Source organism: Actinomadura macra NBRC 14102, assembly GCF_001552215.1.
Classification (GTDB): Bacteria; Actinomycetota; Actinomycetes; order Streptosporangiales; family Streptosporangiaceae; genus Spirillospora; species Spirillospora macra.
In genome coordinates this window covers 242,975-265,804 of the sequence record NZ_BCQT01000005.1, presented here as the reverse complement: position 1 = coordinate 265,804, position 22,830 = coordinate 242,975, and the positions used below count along the sequence as shown (strand labels likewise).

Below are 22,830 nucleotides of genomic sequence, written 5' to 3'. Positions count from 1 at the left end.
GGTGCTCATCAAGGAGATGCAGTCGCTGTGCCTCAACGTCGAGGTGCTGTCCAGCGACGGCATGTCCATCGAGATGCGCGACACCGACGAGGACGTCTTCCGCGCCGCGGAGGAGCTCGGCATCGACCTGTCCCGGCGTGAGCCGAGCAGTGTCGAAGAGGTCTGATCAACTCAAGGGGAAAACAGTTGCTTGACGTCAACTTCTTCGACGAGCTACGCATCGGCCTGGCGACCGCTGACGACATCCGCCAGTGGTCCCACGGCGAGGTCAAGAAGCCGGAGACGATCAACTACCGCACCCTCAAGCCGGAGAAGGACGGGCTCTTCTGCGAGAAGATCTTCGGTCCGACCCGCGACTGGGAGTGCTACTGCGGCAAGTACAAGCGCGTCCGGTTCAAGGGCATCATCTGTGAGCGCTGCGGCGTCGAGGTGACCCGTGCCAAGGTGCGCCGTGAGCGGATGGGCCACATCGAGCTGGCCGCACCCGTCACGCACATCTGGTACTTCAAGGGCGTCCCGTCCCGGCTCGGCTACCTGCTGGACCTGGCCCCGAAGGATCTCGAAAAGATCATCTACTTCGCGGCCTACATGATCACCAGCGTGGACGCCGAGCGGCGCGACCGCGACCTGCCGACGCTGGAGGCCCACATCTCCGTGGAGCGCCAGCAGATCGAGCAGGCCCGCGACGCGCAGGTCGAGGCCCGCCAGCAGAAGCTGGAGGGCGACCTGGCGGAGCTGGAGGAGGCCGGCGCGAAGGCCGACCAGAAGCGCAAGGTGCGCGACGGCGCCGAGCGGGAGATGAAGCAGCTGCGCGACCGCGCGCAGCGCGAGATCGACCGGCTCGACGAGGTCTGGAGCCGCTTCAAGAACCTCAAGGTCCAGGACCTTGAGGGCGACGAGCTGCTCTACCGCGAGATGCGCGACCGGTTCGGCAAGTACTTCGAGGGCGGCATGGGCGCCGCGGCCATCCAGGCCCGGCTCCAGAACTTCGACCTCGACGCCGAGGCCGAGAAGCTGCGCGACATCATCCGTACCGGCAAGGGCCAGAAGAAGGCCCGCGCCCTCAAGCGGCTGAAGGTCGTCTCGGCGTTCCTCAACACCCGCAACAGCCCGCTCGGCATGGTGCTGGACTGCATCCCGGTGATCCCGCCGGACCTGCGTCCGATGGTGCAGCTGGACGGCGGGCGGTTCGCCACGTCCGACCTGAACGACCTGTACCGCCGCGTCATCAACCGCAACAACCGGCTCAAGCGCCTGCTCGACCTGGGCGCACCCGAGATCATCGTCAACAACGAGAAGCGGATGCTGCAGGAGGCCGTCGACGCGCTGTTCGACAACGGCCGCCGCGGCCGCCCGGTCACCGGGCCGGGCAACCGTCCGCTGAAGTCGCTGTCGGACATGCTCAAGGGCAAGCAGGGCCGGTTCCGGCAGAACCTGCTGGGCAAGCGCGTCGACTACTCCGGCCGTTCGGTCATCGTCGTCGGCCCGCAGCTGAAGCTGCACCAGTGCGGCCTGCCCAAGCAGATGGCGCTGGAGCTGTTCAAGCCGTTCGTCATGAAGCGGCTGGTCGACCTCAACCACGCGCAGAACATCAAGTCCGCCAAGCGGATGGTGGAGCGCGCCCGTCCGGTCGTGTGGGACGTGCTGGAAGAGGTCATCACCGAGCACCCGGTGCTGCTCAACCGCGCGCCGACCCTGCACCGGCTCGGTATCCAGGCGTTCGAGCCGCAGCTGGTCGAGGGCAAGGCCATCCAGATCCACCCGCTCGTCTGCACCGCGTTCAACGCGGACTTCGACGGCGACCAGATGGCGGTGCACCTGCCGCTGTCCGCCGAGGCGCAGGCCGAGGCGCGGATCCTGATGCTGTCGACCAACAACATCCTGAAGCCGTCGGACGGCAAGCCCGTCACCATGCCCACCCAGGACATGGTCATCGGCCTGTACTGGCTGACGACGCAGAAGGACGGCTCCGAGGGCGAGGGCCGGGCGTTCGGCGGCATCGCCGAGGCGATCATGGCCTACGACCGGGGCGAGCTGGACCTCCAGGCCAAGATCCACATCCGGCTGAAGGACGTCCCGCCGCCGCGCGGCTGGATGGCGCCCGAGGGTTACGAGCCCGGCCAGCCGTACCGGCTGGAGACCACGCTCGGCCGCGCGATGTTCAACGAGACGCTGCCCGACGACTTCCCGTTCGTGGACGACGAGATCGGCAAGAAGCAGCTCTCGGCGATCGTCAACGAGCTGGCGGAGACCTACCCGAAGGTGGCCGTCGCCAACGCCCTGGACGCGCTGAAGAGCACCGGGTTCCACTGGGCGACCAGGTCCGGCGTCACGATCGCGATCGACGACGTCATCACCCCGCCCAACAAGCAGGAGATCCTGGGCGGGTACGAGCAGCGCGCCGACAAGGTCCAGCGCGAGTTCAACCGCGGTCTGATCACCGATGACGAGCGCAAGCAGGAGCTCATCGAGATCTGGAACCACGCGACCGCGGACGTCGCCAAGGACATGGAGCAGGCGTTCCCGAAGGCCAACCCGATCTGGATGATGATCCAGTCGGGCGCCCGCGGTAACCCGCTCCAGTTGCGGCAGATCGCCGGCATGCGCGGCCTGGTCTCCAACCCCAAGGGCGAGACCATCCCGCGTCCGATCAAGTCGTCGTTCCGCGAGGGACTGTCGGTCGTCGAGTACTTCATCTCGACGCACGGCGCCCGCAAGGGCCTGGCCGACACCGCGCTGCGCACCGCCGACTCGGGTTACCTGACCCGGCGCCTGGTGGACGTCGCGCAGGACGTCATCGTCCGCGAGGAGGACTGCGGCACCGACCGCACGATCCCCTTCGAGGTCGCCGAGCGCGCCGCCGACGGCTCGCTGGTCAAGCTGGCCACCACGGAGACCAGCCTGGTCGGCCGGACCATCGCCGAGGACGTCGAGGTCGACGGGACGGTCATCTTCCCGGCCGACACCGACCTGTCCGACGCGGTGGTGACGCGCCTGGTCGAGGCCGGTGTGGACCGCGTCCGCACCCGCAGCGCCCTGGTCTGCGAGGCCAAGATCGGCGTCTGCGCCGCCTGCTACGGCCGTTCCCTGGCCACCGGCAAGCGGGTGGACGTCGGCGAGGCCGTCGGCATCATCGCCGCGCAGTCCATCGGTGAGCCCGGCACGCAGCTGACCATGCGCACCTTCCACACCGGCGGTGTGGCCGGTGGTGACATCACGCACGGTCTGCCGCGTGTCCAGGAGCTGTTCGAGGCCCGCATCCCGAAGGGTGTGGCCCCGATCAGCGAGGTCGCCGGTCGCGTCAAGATCGACGAGACGGAGAAGGCGCGCAAGGTCGTCGTCGTCCCCGACGACGGCTCCGACGAGATCGCCTACCCGGTGCCGATGCGCTCCCGCCTCCTGGTCAAGGAGGGCGAGCACGTCGACGTGGGCCAGCAGCTCATCGCGGGTGCCATCAACCCGCACGAGGTGCTGCGCATCCTCGGCCCCCGCGCCGTGCAGCTCCACCTGGTCCACGAGGTCCAGGAGGTCTACCGGTCGCAGGGCGTGTCGATCCACGACAAGCACATCGAGATCATCGTCCGCCAGATGCTGAAGCGGGTGAACATCCTGGAGTCGGGCGACACCGACCTGCTCCCGGGTGACCTCGTCGAGCGTCCGATCTTCGAGGAGACGAACCGGAACGTCGTGGCCGAGGGCGGAGTCCCCGCCGCCGGCCGTCCCGTCCTGATGGGCATCACCAAGGCCTCGCTCGCGACCGAGTCGTGGCTGTCGGCGGCGTCCTTCCAGGAGACGACCCGGGTCCTCACCGAGGCCGCGATGCACGCCAAGAGCGACCCGCTGCTCGGCCTCAAGGAGAACGTCATCATCGGCAAGCTCATCCCGGCCGGTACCGGCATGCCGCAGTACCGCAACGTCCGGGTCGAGCCCACCGAGGAGGCGAAGGCGGCGGTGTACTCCGTCGGCTCCTACGACGACGGCGCCGAGTACGCATTCGGCCAGGGGTCCGGCGAAGCCGTTCCCCTGGAGGAGTACGACTTCGGCCAGTACAACCGGTAGTCAGCAGTACGAAGGCCCCTTCCGAACCGCGGAAGGGGCCTTCGGCCGTTCGGGGTCAGCGGCACAGGACGCTGTGGACGACGACGGGGCCGGTTTCAAAGGGGAGGACACGACCCGGGACGTCGATGATGTCGGCATCCTTCGGCTCGTCCAGCTGCTTCTGGAACCCCGTCGGGGGCTTTCCGTGCAGGGGCCAGGGACCCGGCGGCGTGCGAGGCCGTCAGGGACAGCACAAGCCCTCCCACGGCCAACGCGGCGGCCCGGCGGAGGCGTTCGGTTACCGGTGACATGGCCTCCATCATCACGACCGCCCGCCGCGTGGCACCTCTGCCGATCGTCGATGACGTCCCCCCACTTTCGGCTTTACCTGGGCGTTCACTGGTTTTCTTGACCTTTTGCCACGTTTTGTCACCTCGTGCCCGGGGATGACCGCGCCGCCGGATAATCTTCACCTCGGGGGAGGACGCATATGAAGAAGGTCATGACCGGAGTGATGATCGTCGCAGCCGTCGCCATGGGGGGAGCGGGCAGCGTCGCCGCGGCGCAGTCGCCTCCGGAACAGGGCGCACGCCAGGACTGTCGCACCTACTCCAGTACGACCGAGTGCGGCAAGGTCCAGCTCAACGACAAGCAGCGCGCGTGCGTGACGTCGGCGGTCCAACTGGGCATGACCGAACGCCGCGCCGAGGTCGAGTGCGTGACGTTCGACTGACCTCAGCCGAGGGGCAGTGGACGGCGCGGGACGGGCGAGGACTGCACGACCGAGGTCGTCGTCCGGGCGTACGGGGTGAATCGGTCCAGGATCGGCTCCAACTCCTCGACCGACCGCAGATGGGCGATGAAGTAGAAGCAGTCGTCACCGGTCATCCGATGGCATTCCACGATCTGGGGTATCTCGTCCGCGATCTTCGGGATTCGGCTCAGCTCGCGCGGCACCGGCCGCACGCGGACGAGGACGCTGAACGGGAAGCCGAGGGCCGCCGGGTCCACCGCGGCGTGGTAGCCGGTGATGGCGCCGCCGCTCTCCAGGCGCTGGACCCGCTCCGCGACGGCGGGCGCCGACAGCGCGACGCGGCGGCCCAGTTCGGCGAGGCTCACCCGGCCGTCCCGCTGGAGCTCCGCGACGATGCGCAGGTCGACGTCGTCGAACGGCTTGGGTTCGTAGGCGCGGCCCGGTCGGCCCCTTCGGTTCGCCATTCCACCAAGTTACGGATCAGCCGAGAATACGGCCATGTCCTTTTCGCCGCGGTCGACCGACTTGGTGTTCCCAGTCGTGACGGTGCACCGTGGTGATCGGCGAGAGGAGAGGGTATGGAACAGGTGCGGCTCGGGACGACCGGGACGAAGGTCTCGCGGATCTGCCTCGGGATGATGAGTTACGGCGACCCCGGGCGGCGACAGTGGTTCCTCGGCGAGGACGCCGCGGAGCCGATCGTCCGGCGGGCCGTGGAGGCCGGGGTCACGTTCTTCGACACCGCCGACATGTACTCCCTGGGCGCCAGCGAGGAGATCACCGGTCGGCTGCTGTCCCGGATGTTCGAGCACCGGGACGACTACGTCCTCGCGACGAAGGTGTACTTCCCCATGGGCCCCGCGGCGAACGACGCGGGCCTGTCGCGCAAACACGTGGCGTCCTCGATCGACGCGTCGCTGCGGCGGCTCGGCACCGACTACGTGGACCTCTACCAGATCCACAGGTGGGACTACGAGACGCCCATCGAGGAGACGATGGAGGCCCTGCACGACGTCGTGAGGTCCGGCAAGGCCCGATACATCGGCGCGTCCAGCATGTACGCATGGCAGTTCGCCAAGGCGCAGCACGTGGCCGAGACACGTGGCTGGACGAAGTTCGTGACGATGCAGAATCATTACAATCTTGTCTACCGCGAGGAGGAGCGGGAGATGATCCCGCTCTGCCTCGACCAGGGTGTGGGATGCATTCCCTGGAGCCCGCTCGCCAGGGGACTCCTGGCGGGCAACCGCGAGCGGGGTGGCGAACGTAACACCGTCCGCGCCAACAGCGACGCCTATGCCGACGACCTCTACGAGGAGGCCGACTTCGACGTGGTGGACGCCGTCCGTGAGGTCGCGGCCGAAAGAGGAGTCCCGGCGGCGCAGATCGCCCTCGCGTGGCTGCTCGGCAAGCCTGCCGTGACCGCCCCCATCGTCGGCGCGACGAAGCTGGGGCACATGGAGGACGCGGTAGCCGCCGCGGATCTCCGCCTGGACGAGAAGGAGGTCGCTCGGCTGGAGGCGCCCTACCGGCCTCATCCGGTTAACGGGCATTCCTGACTTGTCGCCGCAGATCGGCGCCCCCGGACCCGAACAGTCCGGGGGCGCCGGGCGTCTACCAGGGTGGTGATTTGCGATACCACCGGCTATCGGGGCAGGCTGGGGACGAGAACGCCCACGGGCGGCAAGACCGCCACGGGGGGACATCGGTGACAAGGCTTGGAGGCCGCGTTATGCGCCGCGCGTTTCCGAGCTGCCGGGTGCCTGAGGAGCCCCGGGACGACGGCGCTGAAGGAGCCCGACGATGACCGACAATGACGGCACGCAGGGACCGCAGTGGCCGTTGCCGGAGGACGAGGGGCAGCCGAAGCCCCCCGAAGAGCCGAAGAACGAGCCTCCGGCCCGTCCGCTCGGAGACCGCACCGTGGTGTTCGGGGCACCGCAGCTCGGTGGCACCGCGGGCGCGCAGCCGCCCGCCCCGCAGCAGCCCCGCGAGGACGAGCGCCCCGCGCCGCCACCGCCCACGGTGGTCGAGCAGCCGATGCAGCAGTTCGGCGAGCAGCCCCCGCCGCCGCCCCAGTACGGAGCCCCAGGGCAGTACGGGCAGCAGCCCCAGACGCCCTACGGCGCGCCTCCTGGGCCAGGCGGATTCCCGCCCCCGCAGGAGCAGCAACAGTACGGCCCCCCTGCGGAGCAGCAGCAGTACAGCCAGCCGCCGGCCTACGGCCAGCAGCCTGAGGATCCCTACGGGCCGCCTCCACAGCCGCAGTACCCGCAGCAGCCCAAGCACGGCGCGCCCCAGGAGCCGTACGGGCAGCAGCCCTTCGCCGGGCCGGGCGGTTTCACGCCCCCGGCCGAGCAGCAGACGCCGCCCGAGCCGCCGCAGGACGGCGCCGGCGACCGTACGCTCATCGTGCCCGGCCCCGGCGCGCCCGCGCCCGAGGCGCCGCGTCCCGTGATCGACGACCAGGCGACGCTGCACTGGTCGCCCGGCACCGACATCCCCGTGGCGACCGGCCCCGAGCGCAAGCACGAGGCCCCGGCCGAGCCGTGGCAGGCACCGACCCCGCCGGCCACGCCGGAGCCGTGGACGCCCGGGTCGCCCCAGCCCGGCGGCCAGGCCGACCACGAGCGCACGATGATGGTGCCACCGCCCGACTCCGGCTTCGGCGCATCGCCCTCCGCCCCGGCGGGGGAGGAGCCCCCGCCGTTCGGCCGCCACGCGGAGACCAGCGAGGACGCGAAGCCGACCCAGACGTTCGACCCGTCCGCCCAGGGCCGTCCGGCCGAGCCGCAGGGCATGGCCGAGCACACCCGGATGGACATCGGCCAGCAGCAGTGGAGCCAGCCCCAGCAGGGCGGCGCCCAGCAGCAGTTCGGCCAGCAACAGCAACCCTACGGCGGCCAGCAGCAGTACGGCCAACCAGAGCAGCAGCAATATGGCCAGCAGCAGCCCTACGCCCAGCAGCAGGACTTCGGCCAGCAGCAGTACGCCCAGCAGGAACAACAGGGCGCCCAGCAGCAGTACGGCGGCCAGCAAGAACAGCAGCAGTTCGGTGGGCAGCCCGAACAGCAGCAATTCGGGCAGCACGGCCAACAGGGCCAGCAAGGACAGCAGGGACAATTCGGCCAACAGCAGTACGGCCAGCCCGCACAGTACGGTCAGCAGCAGGCGGGATACGGAGCCGACGAAGGCAAGGGCGGCGGCAAGAACATGCTGCTCCTCATCGCCGGCGCCGTGGCCATCGTGGTGATCATCGTCGTGCTGGTGGTCGCGTTCGTCCTCTAGGACGTCCGGCAGAGTCGGGGGCGGCGTAAAAGCTCGTCTACATCTTCTCCAACAGCGAGGATGTGAGACACAATGCTTTAGTCGCCGCCCCGGTCTTCCACGAGCGCAGAAGGCATCTGCCGAGGATGAGCGCTCGAGACGCCAAAGGCCAAGGCGACCGATCACACAGACACCAGCCACCCCCCGGTCGTCAACAACCCCAAACGTTGCGATCGCGTGCGAAGCCAGGTGCGAGCGAAGCGAGCACCTGATCGCGGAGCGAGCCCCTGGGCGAGTCGGGAGCGATGCAGCGATCGCCGTAGTGGCCGTTGAAGGAAGGCGCTCTAGCGCCTGACGCCGAGGTCACTACAGTCAACTTTGCACTTTCGCTTGGGGGTCGGTAACCTCTTCACTTGTGCCCGCTGTGTGCGGGCCGCTATGCGTGCGCATCGGCGAGGTCCGTGAGGCCAGGCCCAGCGCCGCAACTACTCCCCGGCTTGATCTGGCCCTGATATGGGCCGGGCGGTCTGTGTCGGTTCTGCGCGGCGCGATGCTCCGTGAGGGGGCGACACGCCCGACCGCGGGGGTCGGAGAGGTCGGGAAACCGGCAGGTCACAGCCTCGCCTGAGGTGGTGATTGCAGCAATAGGACTTACCGGCTCGGTACGAGGAAGACGGAGACGCGGTGCCCACGATCCAGCAGCTGGTCCGCAAGGGCCGCCAGGACAAGGTGACCAAGAACAAGACGCCCGCGCTGAAGGAGAGCCCCCAGCGCCGGGGTGTCTGCACGCGCGTCTACACGACGACGCCCAAGAAGCCGAACTCTGCGCTTCGCAAGGTCGCCCGTGTCCGGCTGACCAGCGGGATCGAGGTCACGGCCTATATCCCCGGCGTCGGTCACAACCTGCAGGAGCACTCGATCGTGCTCGTGCGAGGCGGACGTGTGAAGGACCTCCCCGGTGTGCGGTACAAGATCATCCGCGGGTCGCTCGACACCCAGGGCGTCCGCAACCGCAAGCAGGCGCGTAGCAAGTACGGCGCGAAGAAGGAGAAGAGCTGATGCCGCGCAAGGGCCCTGCTGGCAAGCGCCAGCTGATCGCTGACCCGGTGTACAACTCGCCGCTGGTCACCGCGCTCATCAACAAGATTCTCCTGGACGGCAAGCGTTCGATCGCGCAGAGCATCGTGTACGACGCTCTGGAGGGTGCTCGCGAGAAGACCGGCAACGACCCGGTCGTCACGCTGAAGCGCGCGCTCGACAACGTGAAGCCGACCCTGGAGGTCCGCAGCCGCCGTGTCGGTGGCGCGACCTACCAGGTCCCGGTCGAGGTGCGGCCCGCGCGCAGCACCACGCTCGCCCTGCGTTGGCTGGTGGTGTACGCCCGGCAGCGCCGCGAGAAGACCATGACCGAGCGGCTCATGAACGAGCTGCTCGACGCGAGCAACGGCCTCGGTGCTTCTGTCAAGAAGCGCGAGGACACGCACAAGATGGCGGAGTCCAACAAGGCTTTCGCCCACTACCGCTGGTAAGCCGGCGGAACCGCAACGACGAGACGACGCGAGGACACAGTGGCTACCAAAACCGGTGTAGACCTTGCCAGGGTCCGCAACATCGGGATCATGGCCCATATCGACGCGGGCAAGACCACGACGACCGAGCGGATCCTGTACTACACGGGCATCAGCTACAAGATCGGCGAGGTCCACGACGGCGCCGCCACCATGGACTGGATGGAGCAGGAGCAGGAGCGGGGAATCACCATCACCTCCGCTGCCACCACCTGCGAGTGGCCCGTGGACGAGGTCAAGCACACCATCAACATCATCGACACCCCGGGGCACGTCGACTTCACCGTTGAGGTGGAGCGCAACCTGCGGGTGCTCGACGGCGCCGTCGCGGTGTTCGACGGTGTCGCCGGTGTCGAGCCGCAGTCCGAGACGGTGTGGCGCCAGGCCGACCGTTACGGCGTGCCCCGCATGTGCTTCGTCAACAAGCTCGACCGGGTCGGCGCCGAGTTCCACCGCTGCGTCGACATGATCGAGAATCGTCTCAACGCGACTCCGCTCGTGCTGCAGCTGCCGATCGGCGCCGAGGCCGACTTCAAGGGCGTCATCGACCTGGTGACGATGAAGGCCCTGCTCTGGAACGAAGAGGCCAAGCTCGGTGAGATGTATGACACGGTCGACATCCCCGACACCCACGTCGAGTCGGCGCGCGAGTGGCACGACAAGCTGGTCGAGACCCTCGCCGAGAACGACGACGAGATCATGGAGCTGTACCTGGAGGGCGACGAGCCCACCGTGGAGCAGCTGTACGCGGGCATCCGCCGCGCGACCGTCGCCGCGAAGCTGACCCCGGTGACGTGCGGTACGGCCTTCAAGAACAAGGGCGTGCAGCCGCTGCTGGACGCGATCGTCCGGTACCTGCCGTCGCCGCTGGACGTGGACGCCATCGAGGGCCACGCCGTCCGCGACGAGGAGAAGGTGCTCGCGCGCAAGCCGAGCGAGGAGGAGCCGTTCTCGGCCCTCGCCTTCAAGATCATGAGCGACCCGCACCTCGGCAAGCTCACCTTCGTCCGCGTCTACTCGGGCGTCCTGGAGTCGGGCTCGACCGTCATGAACTCCGTCAAGGAGCGCAAGGAGCGGATCGGCAAGATCTACCGGATGCACGCCAACAAGCGCACCGAGATAGAGCGCGCGGGCGCCGGCGACATCGTCGCGGTGATGGGCCTCAAGCAGACCACCACCGGTGAGACGCTGTGCGACGAGAAGGACCCCATCGTCCTTGAGTCGATGAACTTCCCGGCGCCGGTCATCCACGTGGCGATCGAGCCGAAGACCAAGGCCGACCAGCAGAAGCTGGGCACCGCGATCCAGCGGCTGGCCGAGGAGGACCCGTCCTTCCAGGTCCGCTCGGACGAGGAGACCGGTCAGACGGTCATCTCCGGCATGGGCGAGCTCCACCTGGAGATCCTCGTCGACCGGATGAAGCGCGAGTTCAAGGTCGACGCGAACGTGGGGCGGCCGCAGGTCGCCTACCGCGAGACGATCAGCCGCAAGGTCGAGAAGATCGAGTACACCCACAAGAAGCAGACGGGTGGCTCGGGCCAGTTCGGCCGCGTGATCATCGACCTGGAGCCGCTCGGTGGCGGGTCCGACGGTTACGAGTTCGAGAACAAGGTCACCGGTGGCCGCATCCCGCGGGAGTACATCCCGTCGGTGGACGCCGGCTGCCAGGAGGCCGCCGAGTTCGGCGTCCTCGCCGGCTACCCGATGGTGGGCGTCAAGGTCACCTTGAGGGACGGCGCCTACCACGAGGTCGACTCCTCGGAAATGGCGTTCAAGGTCGCCGGTTCCATGGCGTTCAAGGAGGCCGCCCGCAAGGCGACCCCCACGCTGCTGGAGCCGATGATGGCCGTGGAGGTCACCACGCCCGAGGACAACATGGGCGATGTGATCGGCGACCTCAACAGCCGCCGCGGCCAGGTCCAGTCCATGGACGAGCGGCACGGCATGCGCGTCATCAAGGCGCTCGTGCCTTTGTCCGAGATGTTCGGCTACGTGGGTGATCTGCGCAGCAAGACCCAGGGCCGGGCCGTCTTCACCATGCAGTTCGACTCCTACGCAGAGGTTCCGGGGAACGTCGCGCAGGAGATCATCGCGAAGGCGCGGGGCGAGTAGAGCACCGGGCCTGCCCACAGATCACACCAGACGTACATCGAAGCGGTCGTCTAGACGGCCGAGGATCGCGACAAGGAGCAACCAGTGGCGAAGGCCAAGTTCGAGCGGACGAAGCCGCACGTGAACATCGGCACCATTGGACACATCGACCACGGTAAGACCACGCTTACCGCGGCGATCACCAAGGTGCTCCACGACAAGTACCCGGACCTCAACCCCTTCACGCCGTTCGAGGACATCGACAAGGCGCCGGAGGAGCGCGAGCGCGGCATCACGATCTCGATCGCGCACGTCGAGTACCAGACCGAGGCCCGGCACTACGCGCACGTGGACTGCCCCGGTCACGCGGACTACATCAAGAACATGATCACCGGTGCGGCGCAGATGGACGGCGCCATCCTGGTGGTCGCCGCCACCGACGGCCCGATGCCGCAGACCAAGGAGCACGTGCTCCTCGCCCGCCAGGTCGGCGTGCCCTACATCGTCGTCGCGCTGAACAAGTGCGACATGGTCGACGACGAGGAGATCCTGGAGCTCGTCGAGCTCGAGGTTCGCGAGCTGCTGTCGGAGTACGAGTTCCCGGGCGACGACGTCCCGGTCGTGCGCGTCTCCGCCTTCCAGGCCCTCCAGGGCGACGAGAAGTGGGGCGCGTCCGTCGCCGAGCTGATGGACGCCGTCGACCAGAACGTGCCCGAGCCGGTGCGTGACATCGACAAGCCGTTCCTGATGCCGATCGAGGACGTCTTCTCGATCACCGGCCGCGGCACGGTCGTGACCGGCCGTATCGAGCGCGGTGTCGTCAATGTCAACGAGACCGTCGACATCATCGGCATCAAGAACGAGACCACCTCGACCACCGTCACCGGTGTCGAGATGTTCCGCAAGCTGCTCGACCAGGGCCAGGCGGGCGACAACGTCGGCCTGCTCCTGCGTGGCATCAAGCGCGAGGACGTCGAGCGCGGCCAGTGTGTCATCAAGCCGGGCACCACGACCCCGCACACCGAGTTCGAGGCGCAGGTCTACATCCTGTCCAAGGACGAGGGCGGCCGCCACACGCCGTTCTTCAACAACTACCGTCCGCAGTTCTACTTCCGGACCACGGACGTCACCGGCGTGGTGAACCTCCCTGAGGGCACCGAGATGGTCATGCCGAGCGACAACACCGAGATGCGCGTCGAGCTGATCCAGCCCGTCGCCATGGAGGAGGGCCTGAAGTTCGCCATCCGCGAGGGTGGCCGGACCGTCGGCTCGGGTCGCGTCACCAAGGTCATCAAGTAACACCCTCGTGAGGCGGCGGCCTGGTCGCTTTCGACAGCGCACCCGGCCGCCGTATCGCGATCAGTGAAGTATCAGCGGCACTACAGCAAAGGACACCGAGGCCACCATGGCGGGACAGAAGATCCGCATCCGGCTCAAGGCCTACGACCACGAGGTCATCGATACCTCCGCGAAGAAGATCGTAGAGACGGTGACGCGGACGGGCGCCAAGGTCGCGGGCCCGGTGCCGCTGCCGACCGAGAAGAACGTGTACTGCGTCATCCGCTCGCCGCACAAGTACAAGGACAGCCGCGAGCACTTCGAGATGCGCACGCACAAGCGGTTGATCGACATCATCGACCCGACGCCCAAGACGGTCGACTCGCTGATGCGGCTCGACCTTCCGGCCGGCGTTGACATCGAGATCAAGCTCTAAGGGACGCACCGAGAGATGAGTACGCAGAGGAAGGGCGTCCTGGGCGAGAAGCTCGGCATGACCCAGGTCTTCGACGATGAGGGCCGGATCGTACCGGTGACCGTCGTCCAGGCCGGGCCGTGTGTCGTCACGCAGCTCCGCAGCCAGGAGAAGGACGGCTACACCGCCGTCCAGATCGGCTACGGGCAGATCGACCCGCGCAAGGTGAACAAGCCGCGCACGGGTCACTTCGAGAAGGCCGGCGTCACGCCGCGCCGCTACCTCGTCGAGCTGCGCACCGATGACACCACCGAGTTCGAACTCGGCCAGGAGATCACCGCCAGCGTCTTCGAGGCCGGCCAGAGGATCGACGTCACCGGCACGAGCAAGGGCAAGGGCACCGCGGGTGTCATGAAGCGCCACGGCTTCAAGGGCCTCGGCGCCTCTCACGGCACCCAGCGCAAGCACCGTTCCCCGGGCTCGATCGGCGGATGCGCGACCCCCGGTCGTGTCTTCAAGGGCCTCCGCATGGCGGGACGGCACGGCAACGCCCGTACCACCGTGCAGAACCTGACCGTCCACGCCATCGACGCGGAGAAGAACCTGCTCCTCATCAAGGGCGCGGTTCCCGGTCCCAACGGCGGCGTGGTGCTGGTGCGCGACGCAGTGAAGGGGACGGGCAAGTGACTTCGAAGCTCGACATCGACCTGCCCGCCGAGGTCTTCGACGCGAAGACCAGCGTGCCGCTGATCCACCAGGTCGTGGTGGGGCAGCTGGCCGCGGCGCGCCAGGGCACGCACTCGACCAAGACCCGCGGCGACGTCCGCGGCGGCGGCAAGAAGCCGTACCGGCAGAAGGGCACCGGCCGCGCCCGTCAGGGTTCGACCCGTGCGCCCCAGTTCGCCGGTGGTGGCGCCGTGCACGGCCCGCAGCCGCGGGACTACGCGATGAAGACGCCCAAGAAGATGAAGGCCGCCGCGCTGCGCGGTGCCCTGTCGGACCGCGCCCGGTTCGGCCGGGTGCACGTGGTCGACCACCTCATCGAGGGTGACACCCCGAAGACGAAGACGGCGCTGACGGCGCTGCGCACGGTCACCGAGGCCAAGCGCGTCCTGCTGGTCCTGGACCGCGAGGACGACCTGACCTGGAAGAGCCTGCGCAACGAGCCGAGCGTGCACGTGATCGTCTCTGACCAGCTCAACACCTACGACGTGCTGGTGAACGACGACGTCGTCTTCACGCAGAAGGCGTACGAAGAGTTCATCTCGCGCGCGGCGAAGAAGTAAGGAGGGTCGCCATGAACAAGATCGCCGACCCCCGCGACGTCATCATCGCGCCGGTCGTCTCGGAGAAGAGCTACGGGCTGCTGGACGAGAACAAGTACACGTTCGTGGTTCGCCCGGACGCCAACAAGACGCAGATCAAGCAGGCCGTCGAGGCCGTGTTCGGCGTCAAGGTGACCAGCGTGAACACGCTCAACCGGCAGGGCAAGCGCAAGCGCACCCGGTTCGGCTACGGCAAGCGTAAGGACACCAAGCGCGCCATCGTCAGCCTCGCCGAGGGCGAGCGGATCGACATCTTCGGCGGCCCGGCCTAACCAGCCGGCCGTCCCGGAGATAGACAAAGGGATGAACGAAAAAGATGGGCATCCGTAACTACAAGCCGACGACTCCGGGTCGTCGCGGCTCCAGCGTGGCCGACTTCGTCGAGGTCACGCGCCGTGAGCCGGAGAAGTCGCTGCTGCGTCCGCTCCCCAAGAAGGGCGGCCGCAACAACCACGGCCGCATCACCACCCGGCACCAGGGCGGTGGCCACAAGCGCGCCTACCGCGTGATCGACTTCCGTCGGCACGACAAGGACGGCGTCCCGGCGAAGGTCGCGCACATCGAGTACGACCCGAACCGCACTGCGCGGATCGCGCTGCTGCACTATGTGGACGGCGAGAAGCGCTACATTCTCGCCCCGCGTGGGCTGCGGCAGGGCGACCGGGTCGAGAACGGGCCGGGCGCGGACATCAAGCCGGGCAACTGCCTGCCGCTGCGCAACATCCCGACGGGTACCGTCATCCACGCCATCGAGCTGCGGCCCGGCGGTGGCGCCAAGATCGCCCGCAGTGCGGGCGCCGGCGTCCAGCTGCTGGCCAAGGAGGGCAAGTACGCCACGCTGCGCATGCCCTCGGGCGAGATGCGGATGGTGGACGTGCGGTGCCGCGCGACGGTCGGCGAGGTCGGCAACGCCGAGCAGTCGAACATCAACTGGGGCAAGGCCGGCCGCATGCGGTGGAAGGGCAAGCGCCCGACCGTCCGCGGCGTGGCCATGAACCCGATCGACCACCCGCACGGTGGTGGTGAGGGCAAGACCTCCGGTGGTCGGCACCCGGTGAACCCGAACGGTAAGAAGGAAGGCCGCACTCGCCAGGCGAACAAGTCGAGCGACCGGCTGATCGTCCGTCGTCGCAGCAAGAAGAAGCGGTAGGAGTCGCTCGTCATGCCACGTAGCCTTAAGAAGGGCCCGTTCGTGGACGACCACCTGATCAAGAAGGTGGACGTGCAGAACGAGAAGGGCACCAAGAACGTCATCAAGACGTGGTCGCGGCGCTCCATGATCGTGCCGGACATGATCGGTCACACGATCGCCGTGCACGACGGCCGCAAGCACGTCCCGGTGTTCATCACCGACGCCATGGTGGGGCACAAGCTCGGCGAGTTCGCGCCGACGCGGACGTTCCGCAGCCATGTCAAGGAAGACCGCCGCAGCCGTCGCGGCTGAGCAGGCAGAGCTAGAAGCACGTAGGAGAGAGGGATCAGCGATGGAAGCCAGGGCCCAGGCGCGGTTCATCCGCGTCACGCCCAGGAAGGCCCGCCGCGTGGTGGACCTCATCCGCGGCCTGCCTGCCGCGGAGGCTCAGGCGGTGCTGCGGTTCGCCCCCCAGGCCGCGAGTGAGCCGGTGGGCAAGGTGCTGGCGAGTGCCATCGCCAACGCCGAGCACAATTTCAAGCTCGACTCGGACACGCTCGTCGTGAGCCGTGCGTGGGTGGACGAGGGGCCGACGCTCAAGCGTTTCCGTCCCCGCGCCCAGGGCCGGGCTTACCGCATCAACAAGCGCACGAGCCACATCACCGTGGTCGTGGAGTCGCGGGACGAGGCCTCCGCTGGTAGCGGGGCCGCGCCCGGCGGTAAGAAGACGAGGAGGGCCCGGTAGTGGGTCAGAAGATCAACCCGCACGGGTTCCGGCTCGGCATCACCACCGACCACAAGTCCGTGTGGTTCGCCGACAAGCTCTACAAGGACTACGTCAAGGAAGACGTCCAGATCCGGCGCATGCTGCAGAAGGGCATGGACCGGGCGGGCATCTCCAAGGTGGAGATCGAGCGGACCCGTGACCGTGTCGAGGTCAACATCCACACCGCCCGGCCGGGCATCGTCATCGGCCGGCGCGGCGCGGAGGCCGAGCGGCTGCGCGGTGACCTGGAGAAGCTGACCGGCAAGCAGGTGCGGCTGAACATCCTTGAGGTCAAGAACCCCGAGATCGACGCGCAGCTCGTCGCGCAGGGCGTGGCCGAGCAGCTGTCGAGCCGCGTCGCGTTCCGGCGTGCCATGCGCAAGGCGATCCAGTCGGCGATGAAGTCGGGCGCCAAGGGCATCAAGGTGCAGTGCGGCGGACGGCTGGGCGGCGCGGAGATGTCCCGCTCGGAGTTCTACCGCGAGGGCCAGGTCCCGCTGCACACGCTGCGCGCCGACATCGACTACGGGTTCTACGAGGCCCGGACGACGTTCGGCCGTATCGGCGTCAAGGTGTGGATCTACAAGGGCGAGGCCGCCCAGACCCGCGCCGAGCGCGAGCAGCAGGCCGCGCAGCAGCGCGCCGCCGGTGGCGGCGGCGGCCGTGAGCGCCGCGGCGGCGACCGTCGTGGCGGTGGCCGTGGCGGCCGTGGCGGACGCGGCGGAGCCGGTGGCGGCGGCGAGCGCGGCGGCAACCGCGAGAGCGCGCCCAAGCAGCAGCAGAGTTCCGAGCAGCCGGCGCAGACGGCCGAAGCTGCTCCGCAGGGTGAGGGGAGCTGAGTAACCCATGCTGATCCCTCGCAAGGTCAAGCACCGCAAGCAGCATCACCCGAAGCGCCGGGGCATGGCCAAGGGCGGCACCAAGGTGACGTTCGGCGAGTACGGCATTCAGGCGGTCGAGCCCGCGTACGTGACCAACCGGCAGATCGAGGCCGCGCGTATCGCGATGACCCGTCACATCAAGCGCGGCGGCAAGGTGTGGATCAACATCTTCCCGGACCGTCCGCTGACCAAGAAGCCCGCCGAGACCCGCATGGGTTCCGGTAAGGGTTCGGTCGAGTGGTGGGTGGCGAACGTCAAGCCGGGGCGCGTGATGTTCGAGATCTCCTACCCCAACGAGCAGGTGGCCCGCGAGGCGCTCACGCGCGCGATCCACAAGCTCCCCATGAAGTGCAAGATCGTTAAGCGAGAGGTGGGTGAGTCCTGATGGCCAAGGGTCTTGCCGCCGACGACCTGCGGACCGAGCCCGAGGACGTCCTGGTCACCAAGCTCAAGGAGGCCAAGGAGGAGCTGTTCAACCTCCGCTTCCAGGCCGCGACCGGTCAGCTTGAGAGCCACGGACGTCTGCGCACCGTGAAGCGCGAGATCGCCCGCATCTACACCGTGATGCGGGAGCGGGAGCTCGGCATCGTCACGGTCGCCACAGACGCGACAGTAGACGCCGTGGAGGACGACGAATGACCGAGCAGACGCAGCAGCGGAGCAGCCGCAAGATCCTTGAGGGTCTCGTGGTCAGCGACAAGATGGACAAGACCGTGGTCGTGTCCGTCGAGGACCGCGTGAAGCACGCCAAGTACCACAAGGTGATCCGCCGCACGAAGAACTACAAGGCGCACGACGAGGCCAACGAGTGTGGCATCGGCGACCGCGTCCGTCTCATGGAGACCCGCCCGCTGTCGGCCACCAAGCGGTGGCGCGTGGTGGAGATCCTTGAGAAGGCCAAGTAATTACTGGTTCCACCAGGCTGCCCGCCGGACGAGGTCCCGGGCAGAACCGGTGTGACGAACAGGAGTTGACGTGATCCAGCAGGAGTCGCGACTCAAGGTCGCCGACAACACGGGGGCGAAGGAGATCCTTTGCATTCGTGTTCTCGGCGGCTCGGGTCGGCGCTACGCGGGAGTCGGCGACATCATCGTCGCGACGGTGAAGGACGCCCTTCCCGGCGCGGGCGTGAAGAAGGGTGACGTCGTCAAGGCGGTCGTCGTGCGCACCCGCAAGGAGCGCCGGCGCCCGGACGGCTCCTACATCCGCTTCGACGAGAACGCGGCCGTCCTGATCAAGGACGGCGGCGACCCCCGTGGCACCCGTATCTTCGGCCCGGTGGGCCGTGAACTGCGCGAGAAGAAGTTCATGCGCATCATCTCGCTCGCGCCGGAGGTGCTGTGATGAAGATCCGTAAGGGCGACGAGGTCATCGTCATCGCCGGCAAGGACAAGGGTGCGACGGGCAAGGTCCTGCGCGTCGACCTGCGCGCGGAGCGCGTCGTCGTCGAGGGCGTCAACCTCATCACCAAGAACATCAAGGCCGACCAGCAGCGCGCGGGCAAGGAGAGCGGGCGCGTGACGGTCGAGGCCCCGCTGCACGTGAGCAACGTCGCGCTCGTCGAGGACGGCAAGCCGGTCCGCGCCGGTTACCGGATCAACGACGACGGCACGAAGGTCCGGATCTCGCGCCGCAGCGGTAAGGAGATCTGAGACCGATGACCGAGACCGTTACCGAGCGCCCCGTCCCGCAGCCGAGGCTCAAGCTCCGCTACCGCGAGGAGATCGCGGCGGCGATGCGCGAGCAGTTCGGCTACGCCAACGTCATGCAGATCCCCGGGCTGACCAAGATCGTGGTCAACATGGGGGTCGGCGAGGCGGCCAAGGACGCCAAGGTGATCGAGGGCGCCATCCGCGACCTGTCGGCGATCACCGGCCAGAAGCCGGCCGTGAACCGGGCCCGCAAGTCCATCGCGCAGTTCAAGCTGCGCGAGGGTATGCCGATCGGTGCGCACACCACGCTGCGCGGCGACCGGATGTGGGAGTTCCTGGACCGGCTGCTGGCCACCGCCCTGCCCCGTATCCGCGACTTCCGCGGCCTGTCGCCGAAGCAGTTCGACGGCAACGGCAACTACACCTTCGGGCTGACCGAGCAGGTCATGTTCCACGAGGTCGACCCGGACAAGGTCGACCGGCAGCGGGGCATGGACATCACGATCGTGACGTCCGCGAAGACCGACGACGAGGGCCGGGCGCTGCTCAAGCTCCTGGGCTTCCCCTTCAAGGACAACTAAGCGTCCTGTGGCGGCCGGGTCACCGGCCGGGGATCGCATCAAGGAGAACTGAGCATGGCGAAGAAGTCGCTGATCGCCAAGGCAGGGCGCAAGCCCAAGTTCGGTGTCCGCGCGTACACTCGGTGCTCGCGCTGCGGACGTCCGCGCTCCGTCTACCGGAAGTTCGGCCTGTGCCGTGTGTGCTTCCGGGAGATGGCCCACCGCGGCGAACTGCCCGGCATCACGAAGTCCAGCTGGTAGCCGCCCGCCCCTCCGGGGGCGGCGCGCCGGCATGTAATAACCACCGGGCATCCCGCAAGGGTGTCCACGACCGCGCCAAAGGTCCACGGGACCACATCAGCCCGAGGAAACCGTGGCGAGGGAGGGCCAGCAGGCCATGACGATGACCGACCCGATCGCAGACATGTTGACGCGTCTGCGGAACGCGAATTCGGCGTACCACGACCAGGTGGCGATGCCGTACTCGAAGATCAAGGCGCACATCGCCGAGATCCTCCAGCAGGAGGGCTACATCTCGGGCTGGAGCGTGGAGGACGCCGAGGTCGGAAAGAAGCTCAACATCGAGCTCAAGTTCGGCCCGACCCGCGAGCGTTCGATCGCCGGCATCAAGCGCGTCTCGAAGCCGGGTCTGCGCGTGTACGCGAAGAAGGACAACCTGCCCAAGGTCCTCGGCGGACTGGGCGTCGCGATCATCTCGACGTCCTCCGGTCTGATGACCGACCGGCAGGCGGGCAAGCGTGGCGTGGGCGGGGAAGTCCTCGCCTACGTCTGGTGAGGGGAGGGCTCTAACAATGTCTCGAATCGGACGTCTCCCCATCGCCGTGCCCGGTGGCGTCGAGGTGAAGCTCGACGGCCAGGAGGTCACCGTCAAGGGGCCGAAGGGCACGCTGTCGCACACCGTCGCCGAGCCCATCGAGGTTCAGCTGGAGGACGGTCAGGTGACCGTGTCCCGGCCGAGCGACATCAACACGGTGCGCGCCCTGCACGGGCTCACCCGGTCCCTGATCAACAACATGGTCGTCGGTGTGACCGAGGGCTACAAGAAGACCCTCGTGATCCAGGGCGTCGGTTACCGTGTAGCGGCCAAGGGCAAGAACCTGGAGTTCTCGCTGGGCTACAGCCACCCGATCACCGTCGAGCCCCCCGATGGCATCACCTTCACGGTGGAGCGGCCGACCCAGCTGATCGTCGAGGGCATCGACAAGCAGAAGGTCGGCGAGGTCGCCGCGAACATCCGCAAGCTGCGCAAGCCCGACCCGTACAAGGGCAAGGGCGTGCGGTACGAGGGTGAGCAGATCCGCCGCAAGGTCGGAAAGGCTGGTAAGTGATCATGGCAGGCACCAAGACCCTGGCCGGCAAGGCCACGAGCCGCCGCGCGCTGTCGCGCAAGCGTCGGCACCTGCGGGTCCGCAAGAAGGTCGTGGGCAGCGCCGCGCGTCCTCGCCTGGTCGTGACCCGCTCCAGCAGGCACGTGTTCGTCCAGGTCATCGACGACGACAAGGGCCACACGCTGGCCTCCGCGTCGACGATGGAGGCGGACCTGCGCGCCGAGTCCGGCGACAAGACGGCCAAGTCCCGCAAGGTCGGCGAGCTCGTCGCCCGGCGGGCCCAGGACGCCGGCGTGTCCGCGGTCGTGTTCGACCGCGGCGGCAACAAGTACCACGGCCGCATCGCCGCTGTGGCGGACGGTGCGCGCGAGGGGGGCCTGGAGCTGTGATGATCGTCCTCCAGCCCCCACCCAGCACCTTTACCGGAAGGAACCACTGATGGCAGCGCAGAGGCGTGGTGGCGGTCAGGGTGGCGACCGTCGCGACGGCCGCCGCGATGACCGCCGCGGTGGCGCCGACAAGGGCCAGTCGTACATCGAGAAGGTCGTGGCGATCAACCGCGTCGCCAAGGTCGTCAAGGGCGGTCGCCGCTTCAGCTTCACCGCCCTGGTGATCGTCGGTGACGGCAACGGCACCGTCGGCGTCGGCTACGGCAAGGCCAAGGAGGTGCCCGCGGCCATCGCCAAGGGTGTCGAAGAGGCCAAGAAGCACTTCTTCAAGGTGCCGCGGATCCAGGGCACCATCCCGCACCTGGTGCAGGAGCGGGACGCGGCGGGCGAGGTCCTGCTGCGTCCGGCCAGCCCCGGTACCGGCGTCATCGCCGGTGGTCCGGTGCGCGCGGTGCTGGAGTGCGCGGGCATCCACGACGTGCTGAGCAAGTCGCTGGGCAGCGACAACGCGATCAACATCGTGCACGCGACGATCGCGGGCCTCAAGGCGCTCAAGCGCCCGGAGGAGATCGCCGCCAAGCGCGGTCTGCCGATCGAGGACGTCGCCCCCGCCGCCATGCTGCGGGCCCGTGCCGCGGGCAGCGAGCCGAGGGCGGAGGCCACGTCCTCATGAGCAACTTGAAGATCACGCAGACCAAGTCCGTGATCAGTGAGAAGCAGAACCAGCGTGACACGCTGCGTACCCTCGGCCTGAAGAAGATCGGGCAGAGCGTCGTCCGGGAGGACCGCCCCGAGGTGCTCGGCATGATCCGGACGGTGGCGCACCTGGTCACCGTCGAGGAGGTGGACTGACATGGCGGCCGATCTCGAGAAGGAGACCGCGGCCGGCGGAGGGGCCACCGAGGGCAACCCCCTCAAGCTGCACGATCTGCGTCCGGCCCCCGGCGCCAAGAAGGCCAAGGTCCGCAAGGGCCGCGGCGAGGCGTCCAAGGGTAAGACCGCAGGTCGCGGCACTAAGGGCACCAAGGCCCGCAGCACCGTCCCCGTCGGTTTCGAGGGCGGCCAGATGCCGTTGATCCGCCGGGTTCCGAAGCTCAAGGGCTTCAAGAACCCGAACCGGGTCGAGTTCCAGGTCGTGAACCTGGACAAGCTGGCCGCGCTCTACCCAGAGGGCGGCGAGGTCACCGCGGACGATCTGGCGGCCAGGGGCGCGGTGCGCCGCGGCCGTCCGGTCAAGATCCTCGGTACCGGTGAGATCTCCGTCGCGGTTCAGGTGAAGGTTCACGCCTTTTCCTCCGCCGCCAAGGAGAAGATCGCCGCCGCCGGTGGAACCACCGACGAGCTGTAGAAAGAACACCGTCGATG

Annotated in this window: 30 protein-coding genes; 29 read left to right on the top strand and 1 reads right to left on the bottom strand. The window is 67.9% G+C overall.

The window, feature by feature from the left end; translation table 11 throughout:
- Window positions 1-186: 186 nt before the first annotated feature.
- Together AMA02S_RS09195 and AMA02S_RS09190 are read left to right on the top strand one after the other, a co-directional pair.
- Window positions 187-4,059, top strand: a complete 3,873-nt coding sequence (locus AMA02S_RS09195; protein ID WP_067454695.1) for a DNA-directed RNA polymerase subunit beta' — start codon at window positions 187-189, stop codon at window positions 4,057-4,059.
- A gap of 469 nt (window positions 4,060-4,528) precedes the next feature.
- On the top strand, window positions 4,529-4,771 hold the full coding sequence (locus AMA02S_RS09190; RefSeq protein ID WP_067454691.1) for a hypothetical protein: 243 nt from the start codon (window positions 4,529-4,531) through the stop codon (window positions 4,769-4,771).
- Between the two features lie 2 nt (window positions 4,772-4,773).
- Here the strand turns inward: AMA02S_RS09190 and AMA02S_RS09185 are convergent, their stop codons facing one another.
- Complete coding sequence (locus AMA02S_RS09185; RefSeq protein WP_067454688.1) at window positions 4,774-5,256, bottom strand: Lrp/AsnC family transcriptional regulator; 483 nt, start codon at window positions 5,254-5,256, stop codon at window positions 4,774-4,776.
- Between the two features lie 114 nt (window positions 5,257-5,370).
- Between AMA02S_RS09185 and AMA02S_RS09180 the strand changes: the two genes are divergently transcribed.
- From AMA02S_RS09180 to rplO, 27 genes are all read left to right on the top strand, one after another.
- Window positions 5,371-6,351, top strand: coding sequence for an aldo/keto reductase (locus tag AMA02S_RS09180; protein WP_067454685.1), 981 nt, complete (start codon window positions 5,371-5,373; stop codon window positions 6,349-6,351).
- A 244-nt stretch (window positions 6,352-6,595) separates the two neighbouring features.
- Window positions 6,596-8,080, top strand: coding sequence for a hypothetical protein (locus AMA02S_RS09175; RefSeq protein WP_067454682.1), 1,485 nt, complete (start codon window positions 6,596-6,598; stop codon window positions 8,078-8,080).
- Window positions 8,081-8,743: 663 nt separating this feature from the next.
- Window positions 8,744-9,118, top strand: coding sequence for a 30S ribosomal protein S12 (rpsL, locus tag AMA02S_RS09170; RefSeq protein WP_030176166.1), 375 nt, complete (start codon window positions 8,744-8,746; stop codon window positions 9,116-9,118).
- Window positions 9,118-9,588, top strand: a complete 471-nt coding sequence (gene rpsG / locus AMA02S_RS09165; protein WP_021597494.1) for a 30S ribosomal protein S7 — start codon at window positions 9,118-9,120, stop codon at window positions 9,586-9,588. Before rpsL ends, rpsG begins: the two co-directional genes overlap by 1 nt.
- 39 nt (window positions 9,589-9,627) lie before the next feature.
- A complete protein-coding gene (gene fusA, locus AMA02S_RS09160) occupies window positions 9,628-11,739 on the top strand; it encodes an elongation factor G (RefSeq protein ID WP_067454679.1) in 2,112 nt (703 codons plus the stop codon).
- An 84-nt stretch (window positions 11,740-11,823) separates the two neighbouring features.
- Complete coding sequence (gene tuf, locus AMA02S_RS09155) at window positions 11,824-13,017, top strand: elongation factor Tu (protein WP_067454676.1); 1,194 nt, start codon at window positions 11,824-11,826, stop codon at window positions 13,015-13,017.
- Between the two features lie 106 nt (window positions 13,018-13,123).
- Window positions 13,124-13,432 (top strand): 30S ribosomal protein S10, encoded by a 309-nt coding sequence (rpsJ, locus tag AMA02S_RS09150; RefSeq protein WP_018657599.1) that lies wholly within the window; start codon window positions 13,124-13,126, stop codon window positions 13,430-13,432.
- 15 nt (window positions 13,433-13,447) lie between these two features.
- Window positions 13,448-14,098 (top strand): 50S ribosomal protein L3, encoded by a 651-nt coding sequence (gene rplC / locus AMA02S_RS09145; RefSeq protein WP_067454674.1) that lies wholly within the window; start codon window positions 13,448-13,450, stop codon window positions 14,096-14,098.
- The gene (gene rplD / locus AMA02S_RS09140; RefSeq protein WP_067454671.1) at window positions 14,095-14,697 is read left to right on the top strand and encodes a 50S ribosomal protein L4; all 603 of its coding nucleotides are present in this window, start codon (window positions 14,095-14,097) and stop codon (window positions 14,695-14,697) included. The genes rplC and rplD overlap by 4 nt, the downstream gene beginning before the upstream one ends.
- 11 nt (window positions 14,698-14,708) lie before the next feature.
- On the top strand, window positions 14,709-15,008 hold the full coding sequence (gene rplW / locus AMA02S_RS09135) for a 50S ribosomal protein L23 (RefSeq protein ID WP_067454668.1): 300 nt from the start codon (window positions 14,709-14,711) through the stop codon (window positions 15,006-15,008).
- A 44-nt stretch (window positions 15,009-15,052) separates the two neighbouring features.
- The gene (rplB, locus tag AMA02S_RS09130; protein ID WP_067454665.1) at window positions 15,053-15,886 is read left to right on the top strand and encodes a 50S ribosomal protein L2; all 834 of its coding nucleotides are present in this window, start codon (window positions 15,053-15,055) and stop codon (window positions 15,884-15,886) included.
- Window positions 15,887-15,898: 12 nt separating this feature from the next.
- Window positions 15,899-16,180, top strand: a complete 282-nt coding sequence (rpsS, locus tag AMA02S_RS09125) for a 30S ribosomal protein S19 (protein WP_067454662.1) — start codon at window positions 15,899-15,901, stop codon at window positions 16,178-16,180.
- Window positions 16,181-16,220: 40 nt separating this feature from the next.
- Window positions 16,221-16,613: a 50S ribosomal protein L22 gene (gene rplV / locus AMA02S_RS09120; protein ID WP_067454659.1), complete on the top strand. Its 393-nt coding sequence runs from the start codon at window positions 16,221-16,223 to the stop codon at window positions 16,611-16,613.
- Window positions 16,613-17,473, top strand: coding sequence for a 30S ribosomal protein S3 (gene rpsC / locus AMA02S_RS09115; protein WP_067454656.1), 861 nt, complete (start codon window positions 16,613-16,615; stop codon window positions 17,471-17,473). Before rplV ends, rpsC begins: the two co-directional genes overlap by 1 nt.
- Window positions 17,474-17,480: 7 nt before the next feature.
- Window positions 17,481-17,900, top strand: coding sequence for a 50S ribosomal protein L16 (gene rplP, locus AMA02S_RS09110; protein WP_067454653.1), 420 nt, complete (start codon window positions 17,481-17,483; stop codon window positions 17,898-17,900).
- Window positions 17,900-18,154 (top strand): 50S ribosomal protein L29, encoded by a 255-nt coding sequence (gene rpmC, locus AMA02S_RS09105; RefSeq protein ID WP_067454650.1) that lies wholly within the window; start codon window positions 17,900-17,902, stop codon window positions 18,152-18,154. Before rplP ends, rpmC begins: the two co-directional genes overlap by 1 nt.
- On the top strand, window positions 18,151-18,420 hold the full coding sequence (gene rpsQ, locus AMA02S_RS09100) for a 30S ribosomal protein S17 (RefSeq protein WP_067454647.1): 270 nt from the start codon (window positions 18,151-18,153) through the stop codon (window positions 18,418-18,420). Before rpmC ends, rpsQ begins: the two co-directional genes overlap by 4 nt.
- A gap of 70 nt (window positions 18,421-18,490) precedes the next feature.
- On the top strand, window positions 18,491-18,859 hold the full coding sequence (rplN, locus tag AMA02S_RS09095; protein ID WP_021596728.1) for a 50S ribosomal protein L14: 369 nt from the start codon (window positions 18,491-18,493) through the stop codon (window positions 18,857-18,859).
- Entirely contained in the window at window positions 18,859-19,167 is a 309-nt protein-coding gene (rplX, locus tag AMA02S_RS09090) for a 50S ribosomal protein L24 (RefSeq protein WP_067454644.1), read from the top strand. The genes rplN and rplX overlap by 1 nt, the downstream gene beginning before the upstream one ends.
- Window positions 19,168-19,172: 5 nt before the next feature.
- Window positions 19,173-19,748, top strand: coding sequence for a 50S ribosomal protein L5 (rplE, locus tag AMA02S_RS09085; RefSeq protein ID WP_067454641.1), 576 nt, complete (start codon window positions 19,173-19,175; stop codon window positions 19,746-19,748).
- A 54-nt stretch (window positions 19,749-19,802) separates the two neighbouring features.
- Window positions 19,803-19,988 carry a type Z 30S ribosomal protein S14 gene (locus AMA02S_RS09080; RefSeq protein WP_067454638.1) on the top strand — a complete coding sequence of 62 codons (186 nt, stop codon included), beginning with the start codon at window positions 19,803-19,805 and terminating at the stop codon, window positions 19,986-19,988.
- Between the two features lie 136 nt (window positions 19,989-20,124).
- Window positions 20,125-20,523, top strand: a complete 399-nt coding sequence (rpsH, locus tag AMA02S_RS09075) for a 30S ribosomal protein S8 (RefSeq protein ID WP_067454634.1) — start codon at window positions 20,125-20,127, stop codon at window positions 20,521-20,523.
- 16 nt (window positions 20,524-20,539) lie between these two features.
- Complete coding sequence (gene rplF / locus AMA02S_RS09070; protein WP_067454631.1) at window positions 20,540-21,076, top strand: 50S ribosomal protein L6; 537 nt, start codon at window positions 20,540-20,542, stop codon at window positions 21,074-21,076.
- 2 nt (window positions 21,077-21,078) lie between these two features.
- Window positions 21,079-21,465: a 50S ribosomal protein L18 gene (gene rplR, locus AMA02S_RS09065; RefSeq protein WP_067454822.1), complete on the top strand. Its 387-nt coding sequence runs from the start codon at window positions 21,079-21,081 to the stop codon at window positions 21,463-21,465.
- Window positions 21,466-21,514: 49 nt separating this feature from the next.
- A complete protein-coding gene (rpsE, locus tag AMA02S_RS09060) occupies window positions 21,515-22,138 on the top strand; it encodes a 30S ribosomal protein S5 (RefSeq protein ID WP_067454628.1) in 624 nt (207 codons plus the stop codon).
- Window positions 22,135-22,317 carry a 50S ribosomal protein L30 gene (gene rpmD, locus AMA02S_RS09055; protein WP_021596720.1) on the top strand — a complete coding sequence of 61 codons (183 nt, stop codon included), beginning with the start codon at window positions 22,135-22,137 and terminating at the stop codon, window positions 22,315-22,317. The genes rpsE and rpmD overlap by 4 nt, the downstream gene beginning before the upstream one ends.
- 1 nt (window position 22,318) lies before the next feature.
- Entirely contained in the window at window positions 22,319-22,813 is a 495-nt protein-coding gene (gene rplO, locus AMA02S_RS09050; protein WP_067454625.1) for a 50S ribosomal protein L15, read from the top strand.
- The last annotated feature ends 17 nt before the right edge of the window (window positions 22,814-22,830 follow it).

What these genes read in the sequence shown, in the direction of transcription:
- AMA02S_RS09190 (WP_067454691.1), top strand. Translation starts at nt 4,529, where the DNA reads ATGAAGAAGGTCATGACCGGAGTGATGATCGTCGCAGCCGTCGCCATG.
- AMA02S_RS09185 (WP_067454688.1), bottom strand. Translation starts at nt 5,256, where the DNA reads ATGGCGAACCGAAGGGGCCGACCGGGCCGCGCCTACGAACCCAAGCCG.
- AMA02S_RS09180 (WP_067454685.1), top strand. Translation starts at nt 5,371, where the DNA reads ATGGAACAGGTGCGGCTCGGGACGACCGGGACGAAGGTCTCGCGGATC.
- AMA02S_RS09175 (WP_067454682.1), top strand. Translation starts at nt 6,596, where the DNA reads ATGACCGACAATGACGGCACGCAGGGACCGCAGTGGCCGTTGCCGGAG.
- rpsG (WP_021597494.1), top strand. Translation starts at nt 9,118, where the DNA reads ATGCCGCGCAAGGGCCCTGCTGGCAAGCGCCAGCTGATCGCTGACCCG.
- rpsJ (WP_018657599.1), top strand. Translation starts at nt 13,124, where the DNA reads ATGGCGGGACAGAAGATCCGCATCCGGCTCAAGGCCTACGACCACGAG.
- rplC (WP_067454674.1), top strand. Translation starts at nt 13,448, where the DNA reads ATGAGTACGCAGAGGAAGGGCGTCCTGGGCGAGAAGCTCGGCATGACC.
- rplW (WP_067454668.1), top strand. Translation starts at nt 14,709, where the DNA reads ATGAACAAGATCGCCGACCCCCGCGACGTCATCATCGCGCCGGTCGTC.
- rplB (WP_067454665.1), top strand. Translation starts at nt 15,053, where the DNA reads ATGGGCATCCGTAACTACAAGCCGACGACTCCGGGTCGTCGCGGCTCC.
- rpsS (WP_067454662.1), top strand. Translation starts at nt 15,899, where the DNA reads ATGCCACGTAGCCTTAAGAAGGGCCCGTTCGTGGACGACCACCTGATC.
- rplV (WP_067454659.1), top strand. Translation starts at nt 16,221, where the DNA reads ATGGAAGCCAGGGCCCAGGCGCGGTTCATCCGCGTCACGCCCAGGAAG.
- rplP (WP_067454653.1), top strand. Translation starts at nt 17,481, where the DNA reads ATGCTGATCCCTCGCAAGGTCAAGCACCGCAAGCAGCATCACCCGAAG.
- rpmC (WP_067454650.1), top strand. Translation starts at nt 17,900, where the DNA reads ATGGCCAAGGGTCTTGCCGCCGACGACCTGCGGACCGAGCCCGAGGAC.
- rpsQ (WP_067454647.1), top strand. Translation starts at nt 18,151, where the DNA reads ATGACCGAGCAGACGCAGCAGCGGAGCAGCCGCAAGATCCTTGAGGGT.
- rplX (WP_067454644.1), top strand. Translation starts at nt 18,859, where the DNA reads ATGAAGATCCGTAAGGGCGACGAGGTCATCGTCATCGCCGGCAAGGAC.
- rplE (WP_067454641.1), top strand. Translation starts at nt 19,173, where the DNA reads ATGACCGAGACCGTTACCGAGCGCCCCGTCCCGCAGCCGAGGCTCAAG.
- AMA02S_RS09080 (WP_067454638.1), top strand. Translation starts at nt 19,803, where the DNA reads ATGGCGAAGAAGTCGCTGATCGCCAAGGCAGGGCGCAAGCCCAAGTTC.
- rpsH (WP_067454634.1), top strand. Translation starts at nt 20,125, where the DNA reads ATGACGATGACCGACCCGATCGCAGACATGTTGACGCGTCTGCGGAAC.
- rplF (WP_067454631.1), top strand. Translation starts at nt 20,540, where the DNA reads ATGTCTCGAATCGGACGTCTCCCCATCGCCGTGCCCGGTGGCGTCGAG.
- rplR (WP_067454822.1), top strand. Translation starts at nt 21,079, where the DNA reads ATGGCAGGCACCAAGACCCTGGCCGGCAAGGCCACGAGCCGCCGCGCG.
- rpsE (WP_067454628.1), top strand. Translation starts at nt 21,515, where the DNA reads ATGGCAGCGCAGAGGCGTGGTGGCGGTCAGGGTGGCGACCGTCGCGAC.
- rpmD (WP_021596720.1), top strand. Translation starts at nt 22,135, where the DNA reads ATGAGCAACTTGAAGATCACGCAGACCAAGTCCGTGATCAGTGAGAAG.
- rplO (WP_067454625.1), top strand. Translation starts at nt 22,319, where the DNA reads ATGGCGGCCGATCTCGAGAAGGAGACCGCGGCCGGCGGAGGGGCCACC.